The organism is Buchnera aphidicola (Pemphigus obesinymphae) (genome assembly GCF_026122815.1).
Lineage (GTDB): Bacteria > Pseudomonadota > Gammaproteobacteria > Enterobacterales > Enterobacteriaceae > Buchnera_C > Buchnera_C aphidicola_BJ.
This window is the reverse complement of sequence record NZ_JAIWQW010000001.1, coordinates 14,245-41,238: the sequence shown is the minus strand read 5'-3', so window position 1 is coordinate 41,238 and position 26,994 is coordinate 14,245. Positions and strand designations below refer to the sequence as shown.

Below are 26,994 nucleotides of genomic sequence, written 5' to 3'. Positions count from 1 at the left end.
GCATTACATTTAAGGAATAGATATGTTCGGTAAATTAACATTAGATGCAGTACCGTATAATGAGCCTATTATTATGGTGACTTGTGCTATTATATTTTTTGTTCTTTTATTTATATCAGTTAAATTAACTTATTCGGGTAATTGGAAGTATTTGTGGTCAGAATGGCTGACATCTGTTGATCATAAAAGAATAGCTGTAATGTATATTGTTCTTGCATTTGTGATGTTATTTCGTGGTTTTGTTGATGCTGTTATGATGCGTGTTCAACAAGTTTTAGCATCTTCAGGAAATGTTGGTTTTTTACCTCCTCATCATTATGATCAAATTTTTACTGCACACGGTGTGATTATGATTTTTTTCGTAGCTATGCCGTTGGTAATAGGATTGATGAATTTAGTAGTACCTTTACAGATAGGAGCTCGTGATGTTGCATTTCCTTTCCTTAATAATTTAAGTTTTTGGTTAACCGTTAGTGCTGCTGTTTTAATTAATTTATCTTTAGGTATAGGAGAATTTGCACAAACTGGTTGGTTAGCATATCCACCATTGTCCAGTATTCAATATAGCCCAGGGGTAGGTGTTGACTATTGGATTTGGAGTATCCAGATTTCTGGTATAGGAACAACTTTAACTGCCATTAATTTTTTAGTTACAATATTAAAAATGAGAGCACCGGGAATGACTATGTTTAAGATGCCAGTATTTACATGGACAGCTTTATGTACCAATGTATTAATGCTTGTATCTTTTCCTGTATTAACTTTAACTCTTTGTTTGTTATCTTTAGATCGTTACTTAAATTTTCATTTTTTTACTAACGATTTAGGAGGTAATGCTATGATTTATATTAATTTAATTTGGATTTGGGGACATCCTGAAGTATATATTTTAGTATTACCAGTATTTGGTGTTTTTTCTGAGATTGTTTCTACTTTTTCAAAAAAATCTTTATTTGGATATCATTCTCTTGTATGGGCGACTATTGTTATTACAATTTTGTCATTTATTGTGTGGTTACATCATTTTTTTACCATGGGTGCAGGTCCTGATGTAAACGCATTTTTTGGTATTACAACAATGATTATAGCTATACCTACAGGAGTTAAGATATTTAATTGGTTATTCACTATGTATGAAGGACGCATTTATATGCATTCTGCCATGTTGTGGACCATAGGATTTTTGATTACATTTTCGATTGGTGGCATGACGGGGGTATTACTTTCTTTACCAGCCGCTGATTTTGTATTGCATAATAGTTTATTTTTAATTGCTCATTTTCATAATGTTATTATAGGTGGTGTTGTTTTTGGTTGTTTTGCTGGAATTACATATTGGTTTCCGAAATTATTTGGATTTACTTTAGATGAAATTTGGGGGAAACGTGCATTTTGGTTTTGGTTTATTGGTTTTTTTGTTGCTTTTATGCCGTTATATTTTTTGGGGTTTATGGGGATGACTCGTCGTATTAGTCAAAATATTGATCCTGAATTTCACGTAATGTTGGTTATAGCATCTTTAGGTGTATTTTTAATTATGATAGGAATAATATGTCAAATTTTTCAAATTTATATTTCTATTCGAAATTCTCAAAATTATTTAGATAATACAGGAGATCCATGGGATGGTAGGACTTTGGAATGGTCTATTTCTTCTCCACCTCCTGTGTATAATTTTGCCAATATTCCCATAGTATGTGATAGAGATGATTTTTGGAGAATAAAAAAATTAAAAGAAAAAAGAATTAAAAAAGTTGTTTATTCTGAAATTATTATGCCTAAAAATACTTCTTTTGGTATATTTATTAGTTTTTTTTCTCTATTATGTGGTTTTTCAGCAGTGTGGTATATATGGTGGTTATTTTTATTTTCTTTAGTATCTATTTTATATTTGTTAATTTTAAAAAGTTTTAAAAATAGTACACATTATACTATTTCTATAGAACAAATTAAGAAAATTGAGAATAAACATTTAAACAATTTAAAAATAGCAGGTTTAAAATGATAACAAATGATTTAATACCTATTATTGAAATGAATAAAAAAAAATATATTAATGGTGTAATAGAATCAAAAAAAATATTTGGTTTTTGGTTATATTTAATTAGTGATTGTATTCTTTTTGCAACAATGTTTTCTGTTTATTTTGTTATGGTTAATAACATATCTGATGGTCCTGTTGGAAAAGATATTTTTAAATTATCTTTTATATTATCAGAAACTATTTTATTATTATTTAGTACTATTTTTTATGGTATAGTTAAAATATCAGTGTACCAAAAAAAAATAATGAATACTGTTATTTTTTTATTCATTACATTTTTTTTTGGTTTAGGTTTTATCGGATTAGAATTTTTTGAATTTTATAGTTTAATTATGGAAGGTTATGGTCCTAGTCGTAGTGGATTTTTATCTGCTATTTTTACTTTAGTAGGTGCTCATGGGATACATGTATTTTTTGGTATTATTTGGGTTTTGGTGATGATATGTCAGATAATTAAATTTGGTATATCAAAAATAACATATGTTCGTATAGTATGTCTTGGTTTATTTTGGCATTTTTTAGATTTAGTATGGATTTGTTTATTCACTTTTGTATACTTAATTTGTTTTATTTAATTTTAGGTTATTAAAATTTTATTATGAAAAATATCATTAAATTGTACATATTAGGAAGTATTTTTTCTATTATTTTAACAATGTTGCCGTTTGTATTTATTATGGGACATTATTTTTCTAAAGTAATGTTATTTTTTTTCATTTCTTTTTGTGCAATATTACAGATTATCGTGCATTTACGTTATTTTTTAAATTTAAATACTGCTATTGAGAATAGATGGAACTTTATATCAGTATTATTTTCTACTGTGATTATTTTTATTATTATTTCTGGTACAAGTTGGATTATGTCAAATTTAAATTCTAATTTAATGCAATGTTAAATAATATTTTTATGGTAAAAGTATATTTTTTATATTTCTTAGAGTTGATAAAACCAAAAATTATATTAGGTAATTTGATTTCCCTTATGGGTGCTTTTTTTTTAGCGTCAAAAGGTAATATTAATTATAATTTATTTTTCTTAACTATAATAGGAACATCATTGGTAATTGCATCGGCTTGTATGATGAATAACATCATAGATAGAGATATAGATGCAATAATGAACAGAACTAAAAATAGAATTTTAGTACAAAAATTATTATCAATAAAAATAATTTTTTGTGTTGCTATGGTGTTTTTTTTTATAGGGATATATATATTTTATTATTTTATAAATTTTTTATCAATGTTTTTTGTTTTAATAGCATTTTTTATATATGTTTTTATATATAGTATGTATATGAAGAGGAATAGTGTTTATTCTACTTTGATAGGTAGTTTATCAGGGTCTATTCCTCCAGTTATAGGATATTGTTCTGTTGTTAATTTTTTTGATTCTTGTGCTTTTTTTTTATTTTTTATGTTTGTTTTTTGGCAAATAGTTCATTCGTATTCCATTGCTATTCTTTATTTTAATGATTATGAAAGAGTTAATATACCTTTGTTCCCTATAGTAAAAGGTATATTAGTTGCTAAATATCATATTATTTTTTACATTTTATTTTTTATTTTTTTTTCATTGATGTTAACTATTTTTGGTTATACCGGTTATATATATTTTGTATGTGCATTTTTATCGGGGTTTTTTTGGCTGTATTTAGGATTAAAAGGATTTTATATTTTAGATAATGTTATTTGGTCTCGTAAATTATTTCGTTTTTCTATTGTTTTAATTTTTATAATTAGCATTATGATGTCTTTAGATTTTGTCCCTTGATTTTTAATATATTTATTTATTGTTTTTGATAGATTTTTATAAAGATGTATTTTATACATTTTTGCATATAAAATACGGTAATTGTTTGATAATTTTATTTTTTATAAACAAGATGACGGTTTAGGAATACCGGCAATATTACTAATTTTATGTAGAGCATTATCAGAGAAAAGTACAAATAAGTATGTACTATTTATTTTTTCTTTTTTTATTTTTTTTATATATGTTAGAAACATTCTCATCGATGGAGTCATTGAGAATTCTTTATAAAATTTTCTTATTATGTATATTATTTCCCAGTGTTTAGGGGTCATTTTTATTAGTTCTTTTTGCGCAATTTTTTCAGCTGCAAATTTATTCCATGTTTGATATTTTCCTAAATAGTTTCTGTAATTATTATCTTTTTTTTCATGTATATGTGTCATATTATATAATTAATATTAATTTAATATAAATAGAAAGAAAAATTATAAAATGAAAAGAAAAGAATTACAAGCTGTAGTTGGTTTATGCCTTGTTTTAAATTTAAGAATTTTTGGCGTTTTTATGGTCCTTCCAGTAATCAGTACTTATGGTTTATTATTAGAACATGGAAATAAATTTTTAGTTGGTGTAGCTATTGGTATTTATGGATTAACACAGTCTTTTTTTCAGATTCCATTTGGTTTTTTTTCAGATAAAATTGGTAGAAAATCAGTTATTTTATTTGGTTTGATTTTATTTTTTTTGGGTAGTTGTATAGCTGGTATGACTTATTCTATTTGGGGTTTGATAATAGGAAGAGCATTACAAGGGTCTGGAGCTATTTCTGCTACTTGTATGGCTTACATATCGGATTTTGTTGAAGACGTACAGTATACCAAAGTAATGTCTTTAATCGGTATTACTTATGGATTGACATTTGCATTATCAATTATAATTGGACCCATGATTATTAGTTTTTTAAATTTTCAAGCTTTATTTTGGATTACTGTTTTTTTAGCTTTTGTAGCTATTTTGATAACTTATTTTTTTATTCCAAATATTGTAGTATCATCTAGTAATTTTAATTACTTTAGTTTTAAAAAAGGTATTTATAGTATTTTACAAAAATATGATTTGATGAGATTATATTTTGGTATTTTTATATTACATGTGTTATTGATGTTTATTTTTATTTTATTGCCCTTACAATTAGTTTTTTTTAAATTTTCTTTAGATGAACATTGGAAATTGTATTTAGTTATTATTTTTATTTCTTTTATTTTTGTTACAGGAATATTTTTATGTACTGAAATGAAATTAAAAATAATGTCAATATTTTTAATTTCAAATATTTTTATTATTTTGTCTGAAGTAATTTGTTATAGTTTTATTTTTTCATGTTATATTTTTCTACTTGGTATTGAAATATTTTTTATAGCTTTTAATGTTTTAGAATCTTTAATTCCGTCTTTAGTTGGTAAAAAGTCTTGTAGTCACTATAGAGGTACAGCTATGGGTACATATTCTACAGCACAATTTTTAGGAATAGCTTGTGGTGGAATATTAGGTGGATGGATACTAAGTATGTTTGATATATTAGGTTTATTAATATCAGGACTATTTTTTTCTATATTATGGTTTTTAGTCAGTGTTGGAATAAAAAATGAAATGTAATTTCAAGAATTAAAAGATCAAAAAATGGATAGATGTAAATTAAAAATATTTTTTTTTAAATAATATAATTAGTATTATTTTATTTTAAATATGTTTTTATTGTAATTATTTTTGACAAAAATAGATTAGATGAATATGTTTATTTTTTAAAATTGATTTTTTAATATTTATATTTATTTTTATAAATAATTTAAAATATGCGTTTTTTATGAAAAATGGATTTTTTAATATTATAAAAATAAATTATAAACACATATTTTTTAAGAAACTTAATGTTTTGAGTAGTTATATAAATGATAGTAGAACAACATTTTTTAAAATATTTAATTAAATCGTATTATTGTATTAAATAAAAATTTATTTAAAAATAATTTTTATTTTTTAAGAGATTAGTTTATTTTATTTATGTTTTAAGTTATTTGTATTTTATTATTTTAATATAGGTACATTAAAATAATATCATCAAATATTTATTTTGGATTTTATATGTTTATTGAGATTATGAGAATTTTATTCTATATTAATTAATATTATTTTTTATTGCTGTTGTTAATTAAATGAATTAGTTAATGATTAATGAATCATATATATAAATATATTATTTTTAGCGAAAAAGATTTATTTTTTAGAAAATATAAGTAATTTTTTACAAATTTTAATATTATTGTATTTTTTTAATAACATTGAATGTTATGTTTATTTTTTAAAATGTATTTTTGATACGTAAGAAGATATTAATTTTATTTACTAAATAAATGTATAAAATTTATTTTGCTTTATGGATTCTAATTTTCCAAGCTGCTTTGTCGAGTACTCCATTGATAAATTTATGACTGTCTTCAGCTCCAAAAGATTTAGCTAATTCTATGCTTTCATTAATAGAAACTCTATAAGGAATATCTAATCTTTTTAATAATTCATAAAAGGATAGTCTTAGAATGGATTTTTCTACTTGTCCTACTTCTTCTAGTGTACGAGAAAGAAAAGGTCGTATTGATTCATCAATATATTTGCAATTTTTAACAATACCAATAATTATTTCATGAAAATAATTTATATCTATTTGTTTAATGTTTTTTTCTTCTAAAAATTGCGAAATAATATAATCAATGTTATTTTTAGATATTTGCCAAGAGTACAGAACTTGTATGATACATTCACGAGCTTTTCTACGAGAATTGGGTTTCATATGTATTCCTAATTATATATAATTTATTTTAAAAAATGGAAATTTGTTTTTAAACTATTCGGTTTATTATCAAATTTTATTTTTATGTATTTTTAAAATAAAACGTATGTCAGTTCCTATTTTAGTAACGTCTTTAAATGTAAATGTTGGTACTTTATTTAAATCTAGATATTTTTCTAGCATACATAGTGGTTTTGCGTGATGACCTAATAATTTAGGTGCTACGTAAAGAATTAATTCGTCTATTATGTTTAATTTTATTAAGGATCCTGATAGAGAAGCTCCTGCTTCTATCCATATATTATTGATATTACAATTTCCTAGATATGATATTAAATGTTTTAAATTTATTTGATTATTTCTTTGAGAGAAAATTACTTGTTTCACATTGTTAGGCCAAATATTTTTATCTTGTTTTAGTCTAGCTAACCAAATTTCTCCTTTACTGTTAACACATTTATGAAATGGTTGTATTCTATTTTTGCTGTCTATAATTACTCGTATAGGTTGATTTTTTGCTTCATTAGATACAGATAAAATATTTGTATCTTTTCTTACGTTCAATAATGGATTATCGATTAGGATTGTTTGACTAGTGCTGAGTATTACTCCAGATTTTTTTCTAAAATATTGTACATCTTTTCGTGATTCAGGAGAAGTAATCCATTTACTTTTACCATTTTTTAAAGCAGAACGTCCGTCAATAGAAATTCCTAATTTTAATTGTATCCATGGAATTCCAGTTTTCATTCTTTTAAAAAAACCTTGATTGAGGTTTTGAGATTCTTTAGACATAATCCCTATTTTTATTAATATTCCTGCTTTTTTTAACTCTATTATTCCTTTTCCAGATACTTTAGGATTAGGATCTGATACAGCTATAACTACGCGTATTATTCCTGCTTGAATTAATGCAAGACAGCAAGGAGGAGTGAGTCCAAAGTGACTACAAGGTTCTAAAGTTACGTAAGCAGTAGCTCCTTTGGTTTTTCCCTTTGCCATAGATAAAGCGTGTATTTCTGCATGTTTCTCTCCTTGTTTTCTATGCCATCCTTTTCCAATAATAATGTTATTTTTTACGATGATACAACCTACGTTAGGATTAGGGGAGGTTGTAAATTCTCCTAGTTTAGCTAATTTTATAGCTTTTTTCATATAAAAAATATCTTTCATAATTCTTGGTTGATATTATTAAAATTCTATTTTAATTTATATATATATAAATATTTTTATTTAGTATCATATTAAAATATATGAAAATGTGCAATATTTACAATATTATGTAATTAATTTTTATTTTTTTTAAAATGATTGAAACCATTTATAGTGTATTTTATTTTTTTTCCGTTTTTAAATATATTAAATTTATTTTTATATTTAGTAATACGTCCTATGCAAGTATAAGGTACTTTAATTTTATTTAGAGTTTTTTTTAAAATGTTTTTTTTAAATTCAGGTACTGTAAAACATAATTCATAATCTTCTCCTCCATTCAATGCCCAATCTAACCATACTTTTGGATAAAAATTTTTTTTTAGTATGTTAGAAACAGGTATTTTATTTAAATTTATATCAGCTCCACATTGACTTTCATATAATATATGTCTTAAATCAACCAGTAATCCGTCAGAAATATCAATAGCAGAGTGTGCAATTTTCCTTAAAGCTATACCTTGTAGGATTCTTGGATAGGGATGTAAATGTTTTTTTATTAAAAATTTATATATGTTTTTTTTTCGTAAAAGTATTTTTTTTTGTAAAATAGCTAATCCAGCAGCACTTGCTCCCAATGTACCAGTAACATAAATCAAATCTCCTATTTTAGCTCCGTGACGAAATAAAATTTGTTTTTTAAAGTTATATCCAAAAACACTTATTGTAATACTTAGTGGGCCTTGAGTAGTATCTCCTCCTATTAATTGCATGTCATATTTATTTACTGTTTTTAGTAAACTTTGACTAAAATCTTTTAACCATGTGGTATTTATTTTAGGAATAGTTAAGGATAGTGTTAGCCATTTGGGTTTAGAACCCATAGCGGCTAAATCACTGAGATTGACTGCTATGGCTTTGTATCCTAAATCTATCGGGGAAATATTACGTAAAAAATGAATACCTTCTACGAGAGTGTCAGTGCTAATAGAAATTATTTGTCCATTTGGTATTTTAATAATTGCGCAATCATCTCCAATGCCCTTTATCACATTATCTTTTGTTTTAATTTTATTGAAATATTTTTCTATGATTTTAAATTCATTATATAACATATTTAAAAAATTTTTAAAATAAATTTTAATTAGTGAAATGGACCGATAATAATTTTTTAAAATTAAGCGGTATTAGCTTTATATTATCATGTAAGTGTTGCTATATATTTCTATTTTTTATTATAAAATATAATGTTTTTATTTTTTTATTGAAAGTGTTTGATGATATTAATCATTTCTAATGCACATAATGCTGCTTCAATTCCTTTGTTACCCATTTTAGAACCGGATCTTTCGATAGCTTGTTCTAAATTTTCAGTGGTAAGTATTCCAAAAGAAATGGGAATATTATGTTTTAGACTTACTTTTGCTAAACCAGCACTTACTTCTTGTGATATATGTGTAGAATGAGAAGTATTTCCTTTAATAATAGTTCCTAATGCAATGATGGCATTGTATTTTTTTAAGTTAGCTATATTTTTCGCAATTAATGGTAATTCGTAAGCACCTGGTACTTTTACAACTAAAATATTTTCTTCTTTTATTTGACCCATTCTTTTTAATGTATCTATGGCTCCTTTTAACAAGTTTTGGTTAATGAATTCGTTGAAACGGGACACGATGATGCTTATTAATGAATCTTTGGATGATATTCCTTTTTCAATTAATGTCATTTGATCCTTATTAAAAATAATAATTAATTTATTGTGAATGGTATAATAACACAAATTTTTATTTAGTGTTTATATACTATATTGATTTTTTAATATTATAGAAAATATAAATTAGATAATAACACTATATTTAACATGATGAATTAATGAGTTTTTTATTGTTTATTTTTTATTTTTTTTAAAAAAATATTTCAGTATTTTTTATAATTTTAAAAATTAGTTTATTTACTATATTTTATTTTAATTTATTGATAAATATGTAATTTAAATAGATGTGTTAATCTTAAATTTTATTTAATAAATTTTATTTGTATTTATTTTAAAAATTTTTTAATATTTTGAAATTTATTTTTTAGGTAATATTTTTTTTTGTATGATATTATGAATTATAGAGTCGAAGAGTTGTTTAATTAATATGACATTATTAAATGATTTATTGTTTTAGCATAAAGTGAAGTTTTTTTTATCATAATTTTTGTATGTAATTATTTTTTGATTTTTTTTAAAAAATAATATTTTTACAGAATGAATAATAATTTTTTATCTTTATAAAAATTTTTATTTTTTAAATCAGTAAATCTTAAAAAAGACAGAAATAGGATAACTAAGTTATTTATTTTACAAAATTGATTTTACAATTTATTCATAATTTTTTATAAGTTTACATTTATAAAATATATTTTTTGTTTAAAAAACAAACGATTGAATCAAAATTTAATAATTTTTAAAAAAAAAGGTTGCATGATAATTCTATAGGAGTATAGTTAGTATATTAACGAACGCGGGATGGAGCAGTCTGGTAGCTCGTCGGGCTCATAACCCGAAGGTCGTCGGTTCAAATCCGGCTCCCGCAACCAATCTTAAAAATATATTTAAAAATATTAAGTTAATGTTTTAATGAAATTTTTTATTTTTTATCATAATTTTTAAAAATATTATTTATACTTTTAATTTTAATAATTTTTTAATACCATATCTTTCTTAAAATCAATTTTTTATGATAAAAATTTATAATTTATATGTACTTTATTTATATTTTTTTAAAATAAAGAGAGATCGGATTTAGAAAATTTTAACTGAATTAGTTTAAATATGTTTTTATATTAAATTTATTTTTAAATAAAGAAATTATTAAATATAAAAATTTTTTATTATTAATTTCAGAATAAATTTTGTTTTATAAAAAATACATTGAAATAAAATGTTATAAAAACTTTTATATTATAGGTTTTGAATTTGTTTAAATAATTAAAAAAGAAAAAATTGATTTTATGAGAGATCATAAACATATTTATTGATAAATGTATATGATTTTTTCTTGTTATCTGGTGTTTATGTTGTAATGAAATTTATTTTTATTTAAATATAAGAGTATAGATATTTTTAAATTATTATTATTTTAATGATTTGATTAGTAACTGAAAACATTTTTATTTAATTTTACTAAATAATCAAAATAAATAGTTATAAAATTATATATACGAAAGATTACAAAATTTGCTATTGAATAAGATTCAATAAGTATTTATATATAAAATGTTATTTTTAATTTTTTATATTTTTTAAAATAATTTTATTATTATCAGAATTTAATGATCTATTTATGTTTATTTTATTTTAAAAATTATTAAATATGTGAATATTTAGGTAATAAATTAATCTTATTTAGTTTGTTATAAAAATATTTTTTATTAAAAGAATTATTCTTTTAGATAGGATATGAGATTGTTTTAAACAATAAAAACGAAATTGGAAAAATAATAATACATTGAATATATACACTTTTATTAATTTATTTTATAAAAAAATTATTTTTTAAGGGAAAATTAGAAATTAAGATTTTAGATTTTTTAAAAAAATACTAAAAATAAAATTTTAAAAACTACTTAAATATGATGAGTTTATTGATTCAAAATTTATATTTCTTAAGAGATATTTTTTTTATCTGATTTTATTTTTAATAATTCAATTATAAATTATTTAATCCACTGTATCTTACATTCTTTTTCTTTATTATTTTAGATAATATTTTCTTTTTAGAATATATTGTTAATTTATTACGTGCTCTTGTTATAGCCGTATAAAATAGTTCTTTGGTCAAAACTTTTTGGTCTTTATCAGGTAAAATAATTACTGTATGTTCAAATTCTGATCCTTGTGATTTATGAATTGTCATTGCCCAAGTTGTTTCATATTCATAAATAAGTTCAATTGGTATGATTTTAATATTGTTGCATGGTAAGACAAAAAAAATTTTTAATATTTTTTTATTATCTAATAAAGTGATTCCTATATCTCCATTAAATAATCCTAAGGATTTATTATTTTTGGTAATTAAAATAGGTTTTCCGATATACCAGGTATTATTATTAATTTGAATAGATTCAATTAAATTCATTTTTTCCATTGTTTCTTCTATAAATATGTTAATTTTTTTTATTCCATAAATTCCATTTTTAACTGCACAGATAACACGATATTTGTTGAATTTTTTCATTATATCTTTTATATTTTTGTTTTTCTTTATATAATTTAAATATTTAATGTATCCTTTTATAATATTTTTAATCATATTAATGTATTCTTTATTATTATTGATTTCATAATGGATAATATTTTTATATTTATTAAAGAATATTTTATTTACTAGATTTAATTTGTTTTTATTTAAGTCTTCTTCTAATTTAGAAATATTTGATATGGAATTGAATCTGTATTTTTTTTTTAGAATACAAATGCTGTCATTAATATCATTGTTTGAAAGATTATCGATAGTATTAATTTTGCATTCTGTAATTTTTTCTAATGTTTTTGCAGTTTTTTGACTATAAGCATAATGATAATTATTATATATATCTTTTAAGATACTTCCAGGTTCAACTGGAGGTAATTGATTGATATCTCCTAAAAAAATGACTTTGGTTTTTTTAGGTAATGCATCGATTAATTTTTCCATCAGTAATAAATCAAGCATTGAAGATTCGTCTATAATTAATACATCTATGTTTAATAAATTATTTCTATTAAAGAATGGTTTTTTGTTTTTTTTTGTAATTCCTAATAGTGTATGTAATGTGACAGCATGTTTTGGTAACATATTTTTTTCTAATGGGTTTGATTTTATTTTTTTTAAAGCATGGGTTAAAGATTCAGATAAACGTGCTGTAGATTTTCCTGTTGGAGCAGTTAGCTTTATTTTCATTTTTTTTTTAGATATGCGTATCAATGCCAATAATATTTTAGCAACAACAGTAGTTTTTCCTGTTCCAGGTCCTCCTATAATAAAGGTTGTTTTCCGAATCATTGTCATAGCTACAGCAATTTTTTGAAAATTATCGTTTTTTCCATTAAATAATGATTTTAGTGTTTTTTTAGATAATTTAACATTGTTTTTTTCTTCTTTATTATTTAATATAAATAAAGAAACTTTTTTTTCAGCCTGCCATAAATAATTTAAGTACAAATTATTTTTAAGTAATACCAAAGGAGTTAAATTAGTATCATAACTGACGATGCTACTATTTAGCAATATTTTGGTCCAATTTTTAGGATTTCCTGCTAAATTCCATAATTTGTTAGTGAATTTTTTTTCTTTTTTAGGAAATACCAGTTGATTTTCAAGATTAAAAATTGGTAAACATACATGACCACAATTAGTTGTATAACTTACGCAAACAGCCGCTAACATCAATTCTGGTTGATTTTCAGTTGTTATATGAGTAGCAAAGTGAAAATCAATGTCATTGATTATTTTTTTTTTTAATGCTTGATTTAATAAAGCAATAATTTTCATTATTTTAATTTTTGATGTTTTTTAAAAAATTTGATCCAATTTTTCAATAAATATTTTTTTAGGAAGAGTATAAAATATTCCTTTATTTTTATGATTATTATCGATTGCTCGCAAAAACCAAAAAAATATTCCTCCAAAATGTAAATTAAATTGATAATCCTTAACTTTTTGTTGCAGATATCTATGTAATGCTAAACTGTACAATTGGTATTGTAAATCATATCTATTTTTTATCATATGATATTTTATTCTTTTGTTGTCATAGAAATGATGAGAATTTCCTAACCAATTGGTTTTGTAATCTATAAAATAATATTTTTTTTCCCAAAAAAATACTAGATCAATGGATCCTGTTAAAATTCCTGTAATAGAATTAAATTTCAAATTAGGAGATAGTTTAGAAATAGAATCATAAAATTTCGTTAATTTATTAATTTTAGTATCGGTAATAGTATTTTTAATTGATAAATAAAATTCCAGTTCTTGAACATATTTTTGTATATCTAATTTAGATAAACTAAATGCGTTATTGATTAATGGAGTTTTACTAATATTAGATATCCATTCTGATAACGTTAATAACCATTTATCACTTAAATTATTTTTTTTTAGTTCTGTTTTTAACCATATTGTGTCTATTTTTTTAAAATTTTGTTTTTTAAGAATTTTATGTAAAAATGTTCCGTATATTTTTCCTTTAGGAAAATTATGAACATTGTATTCTTTGTTCTTAATAACATTTTTATTTTTTATTAAAAATTCATCATAGATGATATTTTTTTCTTTTTTTAATATTTGATTTTTTTTTAATGCAGAATAACTGGTTATGCCCCAATTATTATTTATATTTTTATTTGTTGGTACCGATAAAATATTTTTGTATTTTTTTTCTATGATGTTAAATTTTTTATTTTCTTTATTATTGAAAACTAGTTCTATGCATTTATTAGAACTGATTTTTTTTAATACAATTAGCAATTGTTCGGCATTATATATGTTATTTGACTGAATAATATATCCTAACGCGCTTTTATGTAAATCTGTAAAATTGTTTTCTTTTTTTTTCTTTTGTATTACAGGAGCAATTCCTATGCTACAGTGTAATATAGATCGTGTTAGTGCAACATATAATAATCTTATATCTTCAGATAAGTGTTCTATTTTTGCTTTTTTTTCTTTCTTTTTATTAGTATTTAAATCAAATACTGTTTGTAGTGTTTTTTTATTGTGATACAAAATATACTTTGATTTAAAAAAATTAATAGGAAAAGGTATCCATGTGATGTTATATTCTAATCCTTTAGATTTGTAGAAAGTAATAATTTTTATGGAATTTTTATCATAATATGGTTTGATGTATATTTTTTTTAAATTATCATTAGAATATAAAATTTTATTTTTGAACCAAAAAATTAATGAATTATGTTCTGTAATAACTCTGGATTTTTCTTGTAATAATTCTGCTAATTGTAATAATATAAAAATATTACATTGATTATTTTTGTATATATTATCTTCATTAATATGATTCATAAAAATTTTTTTGATCATATTAAATATTCCTTTTTTTTCCCAAATAATTTTATATTTATTGAATTTTTTTATTAATGATGACCAGAATTCATATTTTTTATTTATATTTTTAATTTCATGAATGTTAAATTTTAATATGTTGGTAGACATAGCTTTTTTAAGTAATCTTTCTTTATTCGGATATAAAATAGATTGTAATATCCAAAGTAGTTCTTGTGCTTCTATGGTATTGTAGATATCTTTTTTATCAGAATGATAATAAGAATTAATGTTAACGTCACTTAAAGCCTTTTTTATTATTTCTGATTCATTTTTGTTTCTAACTAGGATAGTAATATCTTCTGCTTTAAGCGACATGGTTTTATTTCCTTTTTTTATTATAGCTTTACCGTTTGTGCTTTTTTCTAACCACTGAGCTATACTTTGAGCACATTTATTAGCGATCCATTGTTGATATTCATTGATACATATGTTTTTTCCTTTTTTCATAAAAAAACGTAATGCAGGTTGATTGTTTCCATTAATTTCAAATTTTATATCTTTTTTACCAGAATGTGTTGGTTGAAAATGAATTTGAGATAAATAAAAGGGATTTTTGTTTTGGGTGAAAAGTAAATTAATACTATGATTCATATCGTTTGATGCACGCCAATTTGTATCAAGAAAATAGAGTTCTTTAATTTCATTTTTAGATTTTAAATAGGTAAAAATGTTAGCTCCGCGAAAGCTATAAATTGATTGTTTTGGATCTCCTATTAATACCAGTAGATAATTATTTTCTTTTATATATATTTTTTTGAAAATATTATATTGCAATTTAGTAGTATCTTGAAATTCGTCTATTAATGTTACTGGATATTTTTTACATATTATTTGAGATAAGTTGTTTTTTTTTAAAGCATTTGAAAGAAAAATTAATAAATCATCATATTCTAAATATGCTTGTTTTTCTTTTTCTTTTTTTAAAATATTTGGAATATCAGTTAATGCATGAAATAAGAAAATTTCTTTAAGTGAAAATTTTATTTTTAAAAAAATGTCAATTTTGTCAAACAAAATATTTTTAGGAATTATTCCTGTTTTTGTTTTTTCGTATAAGAAACTTTGTTTAAAGTAATTAAGTTCTTTTGGTATGAAATAATTTTCTGTATTTTCATTGGCCCAAATTGTAATTTTTTTTATCCATTTTAATAGATTAGTTTTATGATATATGCGTTTATTTATATTCGAAAGAGTTATTAATGATATAATTTTTTCTTTCTTTTTTAACCATATTATTTTAAAATTATTAATTATTTTTATTAATTCTTCATGGTATTCGGTAATTGTCTTTGCTTCTTTTAATATAGGTTTAATGATTTTAGGAGAAATTTTTAGTATTGTTAAGATATCTTTTAAAAGTGATTCAGGATTCTTCCAATATTGAGAAATTATTTTTGAAATTGTAATAGATAATAAAAAACTCTGTTTTCTCCAAAAATCGCAAGTTGCTTGAAAATACAGAGGGTATGTATTTTCTATAATTTTTTTGGGTAAATATATATTAGAAGAATATTGATATATATTTAAGATATGATTACAGAAAGCATGAATTGTAAAAATTGCTGCTTGATCTATTTGATGTTCTGCTTTTAGTAGCAACATGTTGGCATAATTAAAATTAGAAATTTTACTTATTAATTTTTTAAAAAAAGTGTTGTGACTATTTTTTTTTATGCACGCTATTCGAAAATTATAAATATTTTTTTTAATTCTATTTCGTAATTCTTCTTGCATGTTTTTCGTGAATGTTACAATTAAAATTTCTTTTACTGAAAATGCACGTGTATCTTTAGTATTATTATTTATTCCTAATAGTAATCTTAGGTATAACATAATTATAGTAAATGTTTTCCCGGTGCCAGCAGAAGCTTCTATTATTTTTTTCCCGCGTAAAGATATATTTAATATATCTAATTTTTTTTTTATTTTACACATTTTAAAATAAGTTCAATTTTTTATTAAAAACATATATTGTTAGATGAATTTAATATTCAGTATACTGTAATATTAATTAATTAATTGATAATTTAATATAGGAATCCACCAAAATTTTGATATTTGATATATATCATTGATATAATTTTCGTTTAATATCGGAATAATTTTTTTTATATAGGGATCATATTTTTCACCAATATGATATTGATTTCCGTGCCATGTACTGAGCATTTTTTCGTAACCTTTATTTTTTGTTTTGTTGTCTAGTATTATTTTTTTATTGATTTTGTCATATATTATGTTGATCCAATTAGCACCTGATTTAATTAATAACAGAGGTTTTTTTAATCCTTCTATGTATCCGGATACATATTTTTCAATATGTCGATAGGCTTCTTCTTTTTCCATATTATAAAAATTCCATTTACTATTGTTTATTCCTAAAATTGTACTTTTTTCTTTTCCACCCAAATAACAATAGATTAAGTGTTCTAACCATAATTGCATGCTGTCGTTTAAATGAAGTATTTTAGGTTTCCATCGAACAAGACCAACATTATGTATTTCGTATAGAGAACCTCGTAAACAATAATTATGTATTTTGATACAAAAATTTTTTTTTATAACTGGTAATGTATTTATGACATATATTTTTTTTGCTAAAGATACAATTTTTTCCTTTTGTTTTTCTAAAAAAGAAAAACTAAAATTATCATTAGATAATAATCCAACATCAGTAAAATATTGAAAAATATTAGATGTGTCTTTGTTTTCAATTAATTTTTTCGTTATATGTAATCTAATTTTATAAATATCTAAAGCACTGGGTTGAAAATTTTCTGTGATTTTGAATTTATTAGAATTTAGTTGAATATTAAGTTGATTATGAAAAAAATAACGAATAGGATTATTCCAAAAAGATATGAAATTTTTAAAATTTATATCTTTTTTTATTATATGGGGAGTGGGTTTTATAAATGTGTATTTTTTATTTTTTTTTGAATTAATTATTTTTAACCATGTTACATCAAAACTTTGATAATGATTGTTTTTTACAAAATTTTTTATATCAAAACCTGTTTTTGTGTGTAAATGGCATAAGAATGAAAAAACATCTTTTGAATTTTTATTTGATTTTTTTCTTTCTTTTTCTAAAAGATAAAAGTTATTAGTAATGTAGTTTATTAATTCTTCTAATAATATCGATGGATAATTTTTTGAAGAAAGAGATTTTTTTTCTCCTATGTAACTAATATATAGATATTTTTTTATAGAAAGAATTGTTTCTAGAAATAGATATCGATCTTGATTACGTCTATTAGGATCACATATTCTTGGTTTTTTTTGTATCAAATTGAGTTCTTGTGATATTGTTCTTTTTGGAAAATGGTTATGATTAAAACCGATAATATACATAAATTTAAAAGGTATTGTCGGTAGTGCAGAAAAATTAGAAAAAATAACAGGTCCAGAAAATAATTTTTTATAATTTTTGTTATTACAAAAATTATTTAAGGATAGTTTATTTCGTAATATTGAAATAGGAATTTTTTTTTATAATTTAATTGAATTCCAGTATGGACAATTTTTATCCATTTTTCTTCAATTTTATTAAATATATTTTCTGTTTCATCGCTTTTATAAAAAAAGTCATTTATTAATTGACGACACAAAGGTAACCATGTTTTTAGTAATTTTGGTGTTGATAATTTTTTTTTCCATTTATGTAACATTTTAACTAAATTTATAATTTTGCATATTAATTTAATATTAGATTTATTTTCTATGTTGTATGGAAAAGTATTTTCCCAAGCAATATGTTTATTATTCATTGAATAACCTAACATTATTTTTTTTATTCCATATTCCCAGGTACATTTTACGTTATTCGGTAATGATAAATTTTTAATATGTTTTTTATCCAAACCCCATCGGATTCCTGATTCACATATCAAAGTAAATAATGTAGATAGATCTTTATTATCAATACGGAAATTTTTTGCTAATTCTGATATCTGTAACAAGTTAAATATTTCTTGATTATATAATCTGTTCTTTTCTAAATGTAATAATTTATTAAAAACAGATATAATTTCATGATTTTTATCAGATAATTCGTTAAAAATGATAAAAGGAATACGATTTTTTTTAGATGTAGAGTTAAATACGCTGTTAATGAAAGGTATATATAGGTGTAATTGAAAAGATTTAACAATAATATCTTTTGGTAAGATTAAAGGATCTTTGTTTAATATATACAATAAATTATCGTGTAGTATTTCGATTTCTCTTTGTAGATTATAACAGATATGTATTGAAATGGATTTATCTTTTGGATTAAATATAATTTTTTTTATTTTTTTATCGGTATTTTTTTTATTTTTTTTCTTATTTATTGGTTTTAAAATATTTTTTTGAATTGTATTCAATAAATTGTTTTTATAAGTACTTGTATAACAATTGGTATATTTATTTTTCATAAAAAATAAAAAGCAAATATACTCATATCCATATTGTCCGCATGATAATAAAAGTGGGTTGACTTGATCTATAATATCTAATTGGTGATATTGTTCATATAAATTGTGGTATTTTTCTTTGGAATAAAGAGATAAATTTAGTTTTACTTCATTATTTTCTTTTTTTGTAATAAATTTGTGATTTACGTAAGGTGTTGTCATTAATAGATATATTTGGTAATTTTTACTTAAAGAATATAATATGGATAGATGAGATATAGGTACATCAGAAATATTACAGATAAAAAATCGAAAAGGAACATATTTAAAAGTAGATTTTGAAATATTTATTTTTTTTAATAATGTAGGTAATATATTTAAAATATTGGAATACTTTTTATTTTTTATATAATCGAGGGTTAATTTATTCCATATTTTTTTTTGCCATTTTTTCTCTGGTGTGGAATTAATAAAATTATTATTTTTTTCCCAAGAATCAAACCAATCTGGACGGTAAATTAAGTATTGTTCAAATAATTCAGATAAATGAGAAGCAAACATAAATTTTTTTAATTGAGCGTCTTTTTTATCAATTAAATTAGTAATTTCTTTTTCTTCTATTAATGTCATTATTTTCCATACAATACTAGATTTATGTAATTTTTTTAGATGAATATTATCTGGAATAAATATTTCTAAAAATTTCCATATGAAATCAGATATCGTGAAAAATTTAATGTTTGCCGATATTTTTAATTTTTCTGCTATGCAAATTTTAATCCATTGGGTATTTTCGACATTATTGACTAGAAATATTTCGTGTTGTAGAGGATTGGATAACGGGTTTTTTTTAATAATATTACATGCTTGATGTATAAGAAGATCTAATCTATTGGATTTATATATTAAAAACATAATTTTTTAATCTTGTTAATTATACAATTAAGAGATAATTGTGAATTTATTTTTAATTTTTATAAGTAATTTAAAATTAAATACGAATTAAATTTATTTAAATTTTTTTTTAGAAGTTTTTCTTGCTTTATAAACATGAATATTCATTTTAGGATAAGGTGCATCAATATTATTAGAATCTAAGGCTTTTTTGAATTTAGCCATTAAATCCCAATAAACTATATTAAGATCATCTGTGTTGCTCCAGCATCTTACTATAAAATTAAGGGAGAATGGTCCTAATTCGCTTAATCCAATAATTACGCCACGATCTTTCAAAACTCTGTGATCGGTATCAATGACTTTATGTAGTGTATTAATAACTAAATCAATATCAGAATTATAAGAAACACAAATAATAAATTCATTTCTTCTAGCAGGTTCTCTAGAATAGTTGATGATATTTCCGGATACAATTTTTCCGTTTGGCACAATAGCTATTTTCCCATCAAGAGTACGTAGTGTAGTATAAAAAATATGTACATTTGTGACTGTTCCTGCAATAGTGCCCAAATCTACATATTCTCCGGTACGAAGAGGTCTTAGTGTTACTAATAAAACACCTGCTGCAAAGTTGGATAGAGATCCTTGTAATGCTAATCCTATAGCCATACCAGCAGCACCCAGTATAGTAATTACTGATGTAGTTTGTATACCGATGCAACCTAAGCTTGCAATGAGGGTAAATGTAATTATAACATATCTAGCTAAGGCCGCAAGAAAACCAGAAATAGTCGAATCAATATTCCTGGTAATTAAAACTTTATTCACTCCATTAGCGATGATCCTTGCAACAAATAATCCTATTATTAATATAACAATAGCGGAAGTAAGATTAATTATGTATCCAAGTAGTAGTTTCTGATTTTGTATTAACCAATTTTCAGCATGATTAATATCATTCACTACATTTAAGTCTTCCATTTTTGTCCTTATTAGTTCGCTTTTTTTTAAATATATTGGTAGATTTTAAAATATAGATAATAGAGTAATATTTTTGTACGAGTATATTTTTTATAAATAGTATTATTTTTTAGACAAAAAACAGTATATGAGATATTATGGTATTGAAAATTATATCTCTATTTATTTTTTAATAATTTAATATATATGTACAATATAGTAAAAATTATATTTTATTTTTTTTGAAAAAACAAGAAAAAGTGAGTATACGAATATATGTTATTTGGAATACATATTTGATTATTTATCATAATTAATAGTATTATGATTGGGTAAATTGATAAAAACAAATTTTTATTAATTGATTAAAAATCAGGGAGAATACAATTCTATTCTCCTCTAATTTTATTTTAAGAAAAATGAAATTAAAAAACAGTTATAAAGTGTAGCAAGCGTTTAATTTTTTAAAAACTTTTTTTAAATATGTAGACATTGATGTTTGAGATTCTCTGATCCACATACGTGGATCATAATATTTTTTGTTAGGTTCGTTATTTCCATTGGGATTACCAAGTTGATTATGTAGATAATTTTTATTTTTTTTGTAAAATTCTAAAATACCTTTCCATGATGCCCATTGTACATCTGTGTCGATATTCATTTTTACTACACCATATTCGATAGATTTTTTAATATCTAATGCAGATGATCCAGAACCACCATGAAATACAAAGTTTAAATAATTATGTGGTAAGTTGTGTTTTTTACTAATGTATTCTTGTGATTTTTTTAAAATGATAGGTTTTAGTTGAATATTTCCAGTTTGATATACACCATGTACATTACCAAAAGCAGCTGCAATAGTAAAATATGGACTAATAGAGTGTAATATTTCATAAGCGTAATTTACTTCTTCAGGACGAGTATATAAAGAAGAACTATGTAAGTGATTGTTATCTATGCCGTCTTCTTCTCCTCCAGTACAACCAAGTTCTATTTCTAGAAAAATTTTCATTTTTTTCATTATTTTTAGATATTTAGCACAGATATCTAAATTTATTTCTATTTTTTCTTTTGATAAATCTATCATATGTGATGAGAAAAGTGGTACTCCATTTTCTTTAAAATGATTTTCACTAGATATTAATAATCCGTTTATCCATGGTAATATTTCTTTGTGGCAATGATCTGTATGTATGATTACTGGTATTCCATAATATTTTGCCATTAAATGTACATGTTGAGCACCGGAAATAGCTCCTATAATGGCTTGCTCTTCTGTTTTTTTTGTTTTTATACCTTTTCCGGATATGAAAGAAGCTCCTCCGTGAGAAAATTGTATGATTACTGGTCCTTGAATTTCGGCTGCTGTTTCTAGCACGGAATTGATAGAATCTGTACCTATACAATTTACTGCAGGTATGGCAAATTTATTTAATTTAGCAAATTGAAATAATTTTTGAATATCATGTCCAAAAATAACTCCTGGTTTTAGGAAATCTAATACTTTTGACATAGTTGTTTTCCTATTAACAAATTATTTATTTTTATAAAAATAATTTTTATATTTTTTCTAGTGATCTTTGTTGTAATATTTTTACTGTTGGTAAAGTATTTCCTTCAAGAAATTGCAAAAAAGCACCTCCTCCAGTTGAAACATATGAAATATTTTTTTTTATATTAAACATATCTATCACAGATAATGTATCGCCACCTCCTGCTATAGAAAATGCGTTACTATTTGCAATAGTCATCGCTAGCATTTGAGTTCCTTTTCTAAAATTTGGGAATTCGAATACTCCTACTGGTCCATTCCAAAGAATGGTTTTAGCTTTCTTTAAAATATGTATCATGTTTTTTATAGTTTGATCTCCGAAATCCATAATTTCTTCATTTTTTTTGATTTCATTGATTTTTTTTATTGTGACAGGACTATTTTTACTGAAGTGTGTTCCAACTCTTGAATCAACTGGAATAATGATATTGTTATTTTCTTTTAATATTTTGGCTTGATTTATAAATTCTGGTTCATGCAATGATTTTCCTACCGAGTAATCAGCGGCTATAAAAGTATTTGCTATCCCACCTCCTACAATAATAGTGTCTGCTATTTTTGTTAATGAGTTTAAAATATTAAATTTTGTAGAAACTTTTGCACCTCCCACAATAGCTATTAGAGGACGTTGAGGATTTTTTAAAGCTTGAGATAATATTTTTAATTCTGATTTTAATAACGGACCTGCGCATGCTATCGGTGCAAATTCTGCTATTCCATAAGTAGATGATTCTATTCGATGAGAGGTTCCAAATGCATCCATAACAAAAATATCACATAAATTGGCATATTTTTTAGATAGAGAAATATTGTTATTTTTTTCTCCTGGATTAAATCTTACATTTTCTAGAATTAACAGTTCACCTGCATTAATGTTAACTCCACTGAGATAATTGTTACTAAAATTGACTTTAGTATGTTTTATTTTTTTTTTGAGATATTCATAAATAGGAAATAAAGATAATTTTTTTTCATATTTTTCGTATTTCGGTCTTCCTAAATGTGACATAATTATAACTTTTGCGTTTTTTTTTAATGCAAATTCGATTGTTGGTAATGCTGCTAGAATACGGGATTCAGATTCTATAATATTATTTTTGATAGGTACATTAAGATCTAATCTTATAAGGACACGTTTATTAGAAATATCTAAATCGGACAGATTTATCATATATTAGCTCTTTTAAATTATTTTATCGATTATTTTAAATATGCTATTATTAATATAATATTTTTTGTTATTTGAACTATAATTTTATTATTGTTAAATTATAATTTAAATAATTATTAAAATATGAAGTATATCATAATTTGATTATTATTATCTTGAATATATACATGTTGTTGAGAATATAAAGACTGAAAGATGTTAACATATTGAATGTTAATTTTATATTTTTATAAATATTTTATTTGTTTTTTGTTAAATAAAAATTATTATATTATTAATATGTAATATAATTTTTTTAAAAAATAAATTTATTTATTTTATCTTAAATGAAATTAATTTATTAATGTATGATTATTTATGAATAATATATTTTTTATTAAAATAAATTAAATTTATTTATATATAATATTTATGTAAAAACAAATATTATATATAATATTTTTAGAAAATAATTTGGTATATAATAAGTTATAATTATGTATTATACATAATATATTAATTAATTAGATTCATTGAAATGACTGTGTTGAACTTATCTTTAATTTAATGTTGAAACCAAGATTGAATTCCATCCAGAAACATTTGAGTAGATAACATAATTAATATTAAACCCATTAATCTTTCTAAAGCGTTTACTCCTTTTTTACTAAATAAACGTAAGAATAATTCGGATAATAGTAATATTATTACTGTTGTACTCCATGCAATAATTAATGCTCCTGATAAATATAATATTTTGTTAGGGTATTGGTGAGATAATAGCATTAGTGTTGCTAATAAAGAAGGTCCAGCTATAAGTGGTACTGCTAAAGGTACTAAAAAAGGTTCTTCTTGAGAATCAATGACATTGTTGATGTTTTCTTCGGAAGGAAAAATCATTTTAATAGCAATTAAAAATAAAATAATACCGCCAGATATAGACACTGTTTCAGTTCTTAAATTAAGAGCAGATAATATTTTTTCACCTGCAAATAGAAATAGTAGCATAATTAATAAAGAAATAATCATTTCTCTAATTAAGACTATTTTACGTCGATCAGGTTTAATGTTTTTTAAAACTGACATAAAAATAGGTAAATTACCAAGAGGATCCATTATTAATATTAACAGTATAGTTGCAGAAATTATTTCGGTCATTTTTAGTACTTTATCCCGTTTTTAGAATTAATATATTTACACGTTTTTTAATCTATATTTTTACTTATATGTATGGAAAATTTACTTTTTAACTTAAATACATCAAATAATTACTATTATATATATAATTTTTTAAATAAATTATTTTATAATAAATATTTTTTGTTTCTTATATATATAAAATATTTTATTTTGATGATTATCAAAAATATATTAATATTTATAATTTATAGAATATATGAAATTGAATATTTTAATACAATATTTAATTTATATTTTTATTTATTGAATATAAAGATATTAAAGAAAAACGAATACAATAATCAATTGTGTTATTTCAGATAATACGTATTTTTTGTTTTATTAGATAGTAAATATTTTTATGTATAATATTTTTTGAATAAATAATGTTAGGTTAACATAAAGTGTTATTTTAAAATAGAGGATAAGATGGTATATAAATAATATAGTTAGTTTATTTATTTCAAAATATGTTTTATAATTTAATTATTTATTTTAAAAATGATAAAATCTGGGGTAAATTACATTATTATTTTTATAAATTTGCATTTATTTTTTTATATAAGAGTATATATAATATCTATTATTATATAAATAACAACTAATCTAACATATTGTAAAAAAAATGAAAAAAAAAGTCGGTTTTATAGGTTGGAGAGGAATGGTAGGATCAGTGTTATTAAATAGAATGTGCGAAGAAAATGATTTTGAAAAAATTGTTCCTGTTTTTTTTTCTACATCTCAAAAAGGTCAAATTGGTCCTAAAATACAAGGAGTTATTCAATCTAAATTAGAGGATGCTTATAATATTGAAGCTTTAAAAGCATTAGATGTTGTTGTTACCTGTCAAGGAGGAGAATATACTAATGTTATTTTTTACAAGTTAAGGAAGATAGGTTGGAATGGTTATTGGATAGATGCTGCCTCAACGTTAAGAATGCAAAAAGATTCTGTTATAGTTTTAGATCCAGTTAATAAAAATATAATAGAAAAAAGTATACAACGTGGTATAAAAAATTTTATAGGTGGCAATTGTACAGTTAGTTTAATGTTAATGTCTTTAGGTGGTTTGTTTGTTTCTGATTTAATAGAATGGGTAACTGTTTCTACTTATCAAGCTGCTTCTGGTAGTGGTGCTCAACACATGATCGAATTATTAAATCAAATGGGAGTTATATATACAGCGGTATCTCAAGAATTAAAAAGTATGCTTGTGTCACCTTTATCTATTGAACAAAAAGTTACCAAAATTACCCGGTCAGAAGTATTGCCAAAAAATTATTTTCAAGTACCATTAGTTGGTAGTGTTCTTCCTTGGATTGATACGCATGTAAAATACGGACAAACTAAAGAAGAATGGAAAGCACAAACAGAAACTAATAAAATATTAGGTTACAAAGATAAAATTTTAATTGATGGTGTATGTGTAAGAGTAGGATCACTCCGTTGTCATAGCCAATCTTTTACTATAAAATTAAAAAAAGATATCTCAATGTCGGAAATAGAAACAATTTTATCTAGTCATAATGAATGGGTACGTGTGATTCCAAATAATTATAATGATACTGTACATGATTTGACACCTACTGCAGTTACCGGAAAATTAATAACTCCTGTTGGAAGATTGCGTAAGTTAAGTTTAGGTAAAAAATATTTATCTGCTTTCACGGTTGGCGATCAATTATTGTGGGGAGCTGCTGAACCACTGCGTCGTATTTTAAAATTATTAACTTAACATATGCATTTTCCTGTAAACAAAATAGAATATTTTTTTTTAATCAAAGTTTAATGTTTTTAATATGATAAATTTTTATGGAAAGTATATATTTAAAAATGGATAAACATTTAATTTTTAAATGGTTAAATTAAAGCAATAGACATTATAAATAAAATTTTTTTGAATTATTTTAGTTACATAAAATTATATATATTTTTGAATAAAAAAATATTTCAATCAATG

At 22.7% G+C, this 26,994-nt stretch carries 19 protein-coding genes and 1 tRNA gene; 7 read left to right on the top strand and 13 right to left on the bottom strand.

Features of this window, described 5'->3' with window-relative positions:
• The first annotated feature begins 22 nt into the window (after nucleotides 1-22).
• Genes cyoB through cyoE form a run of 4 tightly spaced genes read left to right on the top strand, consistent with a single transcriptional unit; the run spans nucleotide 23 to nucleotide 3,820 of the window.
• Entirely contained in the window at nucleotides 23-2,005 is a 1,983-nt protein-coding gene (gene cyoB / locus LDP10_RS00155; RefSeq protein ID WP_265196727.1) for a cytochrome o ubiquinol oxidase subunit I, read from the top strand.
• Nucleotides 2,002-2,619: a cytochrome o ubiquinol oxidase subunit III gene (cyoC, locus tag LDP10_RS00150; RefSeq protein WP_265196726.1), complete on the top strand. Its 618-nt coding sequence runs from the start codon at nucleotides 2,002-2,004 to the stop codon at nucleotides 2,617-2,619. Before cyoB ends, cyoC begins: the two co-directional genes overlap by 4 nt.
• A gap of 23 nt (nucleotides 2,620-2,642) precedes the next feature.
• Nucleotides 2,643-2,942, top strand: a complete 300-nt coding sequence (cyoD, locus tag LDP10_RS00145) for a cytochrome o ubiquinol oxidase subunit IV (RefSeq protein WP_265196725.1) — start codon at nucleotides 2,643-2,645, stop codon at nucleotides 2,940-2,942.
• Between the two features lie 11 nt (nucleotides 2,943-2,953).
• On the top strand, nucleotides 2,954-3,820 hold the full coding sequence (gene cyoE / locus LDP10_RS00140) for a heme o synthase (protein WP_265196724.1): 867 nt from the start codon (nucleotides 2,954-2,956) through the stop codon (nucleotides 3,818-3,820).
• 101 nt (nucleotides 3,821-3,921) lie between these two features.
• On the opposite strand, the gene LDP10_RS00135 is transcribed toward cyoE, so the two are convergent.
• Nucleotides 3,922-4,245, bottom strand: a complete 324-nt coding sequence (locus tag LDP10_RS00135) for a TusE/DsrC/DsvC family sulfur relay protein (protein WP_265196723.1) — start codon at nucleotides 4,243-4,245, stop codon at nucleotides 3,922-3,924.
• A 49-nt stretch (nucleotides 4,246-4,294) separates the two neighbouring features.
• Between LDP10_RS00135 and LDP10_RS00130 the strand changes: the two genes are divergently transcribed.
• Nucleotides 4,295-5,458: an MFS transporter gene (locus LDP10_RS00130; RefSeq protein ID WP_265196722.1), complete on the top strand. Its 1,164-nt coding sequence runs from the start codon at nucleotides 4,295-4,297 to the stop codon at nucleotides 5,456-5,458.
• A gap of 766 nt (nucleotides 5,459-6,224) precedes the next feature.
• Here the strand turns inward: LDP10_RS00130 and nusB are convergent.
• From nusB to ribE, 4 genes are all read right to left on the bottom strand, one after another.
• On the bottom strand, nucleotides 6,225-6,647 hold the full coding sequence (gene nusB / locus LDP10_RS00125; protein ID WP_265196721.1) for a transcription antitermination factor NusB: 423 nt from the start codon (nucleotides 6,645-6,647) through the stop codon (nucleotides 6,225-6,227).
• Between the two features lie 69 nt (nucleotides 6,648-6,716).
• Complete coding sequence (gene ribD / locus LDP10_RS00120) at nucleotides 6,717-7,823, bottom strand: bifunctional diaminohydroxyphosphoribosylaminopyrimidine deaminase/5-amino-6-(5-phosphoribosylamino)uracil reductase RibD (RefSeq protein ID WP_265196817.1); 1,107 nt, start codon at nucleotides 7,821-7,823, stop codon at nucleotides 6,717-6,719.
• Between the two features lie 110 nt (nucleotides 7,824-7,933).
• A complete protein-coding gene (thiL, locus tag LDP10_RS00115; RefSeq protein ID WP_265196720.1) occupies nucleotides 7,934-8,914 on the bottom strand; it encodes a thiamine-phosphate kinase in 981 nt (326 codons plus the stop codon).
• Between the two features lie 146 nt (nucleotides 8,915-9,060).
• Nucleotides 9,061-9,528: a 6,7-dimethyl-8-ribityllumazine synthase gene (ribE, locus tag LDP10_RS00110; protein ID WP_265196719.1), complete on the bottom strand. Its 468-nt coding sequence runs from the start codon at nucleotides 9,526-9,528 to the stop codon at nucleotides 9,061-9,063.
• A 780-nt stretch (nucleotides 9,529-10,308) separates the two neighbouring features.
• Between ribE and LDP10_RS00105 the strand changes: the two genes are divergently transcribed.
• Nucleotides 10,309-10,385 (top strand) — tRNA-Met (locus tag LDP10_RS00105).
• A gap of 1,112 nt (nucleotides 10,386-11,497) precedes the next feature.
• On the opposite strand, the gene recD is transcribed toward LDP10_RS00105, so the two are convergent.
• The 8 genes from recD to LDP10_RS00065 all read right to left on the bottom strand — a co-directional run bounded on the left by recD (nucleotide 11,498) and on the right by LDP10_RS00065 (nucleotide 25,013).
• A complete protein-coding gene (gene recD, locus LDP10_RS00100) occupies nucleotides 11,498-13,321 on the bottom strand; it encodes an exodeoxyribonuclease V subunit alpha (protein WP_265196718.1) in 1,824 nt (607 codons plus the stop codon).
• Between the two features lie 21 nt (nucleotides 13,322-13,342).
• Complete coding sequence (gene recB / locus LDP10_RS00095; RefSeq protein ID WP_265196717.1) at nucleotides 13,343-16,831, bottom strand: exodeoxyribonuclease V subunit beta; 3,489 nt, start codon at nucleotides 16,829-16,831, stop codon at nucleotides 13,343-13,345.
• A 72-nt stretch (nucleotides 16,832-16,903) separates the two neighbouring features.
• Nucleotides 16,904-18,187, bottom strand: coding sequence for a hypothetical protein (locus LDP10_RS00090; protein ID WP_321160486.1), 1,284 nt, complete (start codon nucleotides 18,185-18,187; stop codon nucleotides 16,904-16,906).
• A 158-nt stretch (nucleotides 18,188-18,345) separates the two neighbouring features.
• Nucleotides 18,346-20,208: an exodeoxyribonuclease V subunit gamma gene (locus tag LDP10_RS00085; protein ID WP_321160485.1), complete on the bottom strand. Its 1,863-nt coding sequence runs from the start codon at nucleotides 20,206-20,208 to the stop codon at nucleotides 18,346-18,348.
• Between the two features lie 93 nt (nucleotides 20,209-20,301).
• The gene (gene mscS / locus LDP10_RS00080; protein ID WP_265196716.1) at nucleotides 20,302-21,171 is read right to left on the bottom strand and encodes a small-conductance mechanosensitive channel MscS; all 870 of its coding nucleotides are present in this window, start codon (nucleotides 21,169-21,171) and stop codon (nucleotides 20,302-20,304) included.
• Nucleotides 21,172-21,586: 415 nt separating this feature from the next.
• Nucleotides 21,587-22,666 carry a class II fructose-bisphosphate aldolase gene (gene fbaA / locus LDP10_RS00075; protein WP_265196715.1) on the bottom strand — a complete coding sequence of 360 codons (1,080 nt, stop codon included), beginning with the start codon at nucleotides 22,664-22,666 and terminating at the stop codon, nucleotides 21,587-21,589.
• 46 nt (nucleotides 22,667-22,712) lie between these two features.
• Nucleotides 22,713-23,876, bottom strand: coding sequence for a phosphoglycerate kinase (locus LDP10_RS00070; protein WP_265196714.1), 1,164 nt, complete (start codon nucleotides 23,874-23,876; stop codon nucleotides 22,713-22,715).
• A 543-nt stretch (nucleotides 23,877-24,419) separates the two neighbouring features.
• On the bottom strand, nucleotides 24,420-25,013 hold the full coding sequence (locus LDP10_RS00065) for a YhgN family NAAT transporter (RefSeq protein ID WP_265196713.1): 594 nt from the start codon (nucleotides 25,011-25,013) through the stop codon (nucleotides 24,420-24,422).
• Between the two features lie 646 nt (nucleotides 25,014-25,659).
• On the opposite strand from LDP10_RS00065, the gene asd reads away from it, so the two are divergent.
• Nucleotides 25,660-26,769, top strand: a complete 1,110-nt coding sequence (asd, locus tag LDP10_RS00060) for an aspartate-semialdehyde dehydrogenase (protein WP_265196712.1) — start codon at nucleotides 25,660-25,662, stop codon at nucleotides 26,767-26,769.
• The last annotated feature ends 225 nt before the right edge of the window (nucleotides 26,770-26,994 follow it).

Excerpts from the sequence above, each read along its gene's own strand:
- cyoB (WP_265196727.1), top strand. The coding sequence starts at position 23 with ATGTTCGGTAAATTAACATTAGATGCAGTACCGTATAATGAGCCTATT.
- cyoC (WP_265196726.1), top strand. The coding sequence starts at position 2,002 with ATGATAACAAATGATTTAATACCTATTATTGAAATGAATAAAAAAAAA.
- cyoD (WP_265196725.1), top strand. The coding sequence starts at position 2,643 with ATGAAAAATATCATTAAATTGTACATATTAGGAAGTATTTTTTCTATT.
- cyoE (WP_265196724.1), top strand. The coding sequence starts at position 2,954 with ATGGTAAAAGTATATTTTTTATATTTCTTAGAGTTGATAAAACCAAAA.
- LDP10_RS00135 (WP_265196723.1), bottom strand. The coding sequence starts at position 4,245 with ATGACACATATACATGAAAAAAAAGATAATAATTACAGAAACTATTTA.
- LDP10_RS00130 (WP_265196722.1), top strand. The coding sequence starts at position 4,295 with ATGAAAAGAAAAGAATTACAAGCTGTAGTTGGTTTATGCCTTGTTTTA.
- nusB (WP_265196721.1), bottom strand. The coding sequence starts at position 6,647 with ATGAAACCCAATTCTCGTAGAAAAGCTCGTGAATGTATCATACAAGTT.
- thiL (WP_265196720.1), bottom strand. The coding sequence starts at position 8,914 with ATGTTATATAATGAATTTAAAATCATAGAAAAATATTTCAATAAAATT.
- ribE (WP_265196719.1), bottom strand. The coding sequence starts at position 9,528 with ATGACATTAATTGAAAAAGGAATATCATCCAAAGATTCATTAATAAGC.
- recD (WP_265196718.1), bottom strand. The coding sequence starts at position 13,321 with ATGAAAATTATTGCTTTATTAAATCAAGCATTAAAAAAAAAAATAATC.
- recB (WP_265196717.1), bottom strand. The coding sequence starts at position 16,831 with ATGTGTAAAATAAAAAAAAAATTAGATATATTAAATATATCTTTACGC.
- LDP10_RS00085 (WP_321160485.1), bottom strand. The coding sequence starts at position 20,208 with ATGTTTTTAATATATAAATCCAATAGATTAGATCTTCTTATACATCAA.
- mscS (WP_265196716.1), bottom strand. The coding sequence starts at position 21,171 with ATGGAAGACTTAAATGTAGTGAATGATATTAATCATGCTGAAAATTGG.
- fbaA (WP_265196715.1), bottom strand. The coding sequence starts at position 22,666 with ATGTCAAAAGTATTAGATTTCCTAAAACCAGGAGTTATTTTTGGACAT.
- LDP10_RS00070 (WP_265196714.1), bottom strand. The coding sequence starts at position 23,876 with ATGATAAATCTGTCCGATTTAGATATTTCTAATAAACGTGTCCTTATA.
- LDP10_RS00065 (WP_265196713.1), bottom strand. The coding sequence starts at position 25,013 with ATGACCGAAATAATTTCTGCAACTATACTGTTAATATTAATAATGGAT.
- asd (WP_265196712.1), top strand. The coding sequence starts at position 25,660 with ATGAAAAAAAAAGTCGGTTTTATAGGTTGGAGAGGAATGGTAGGATCA.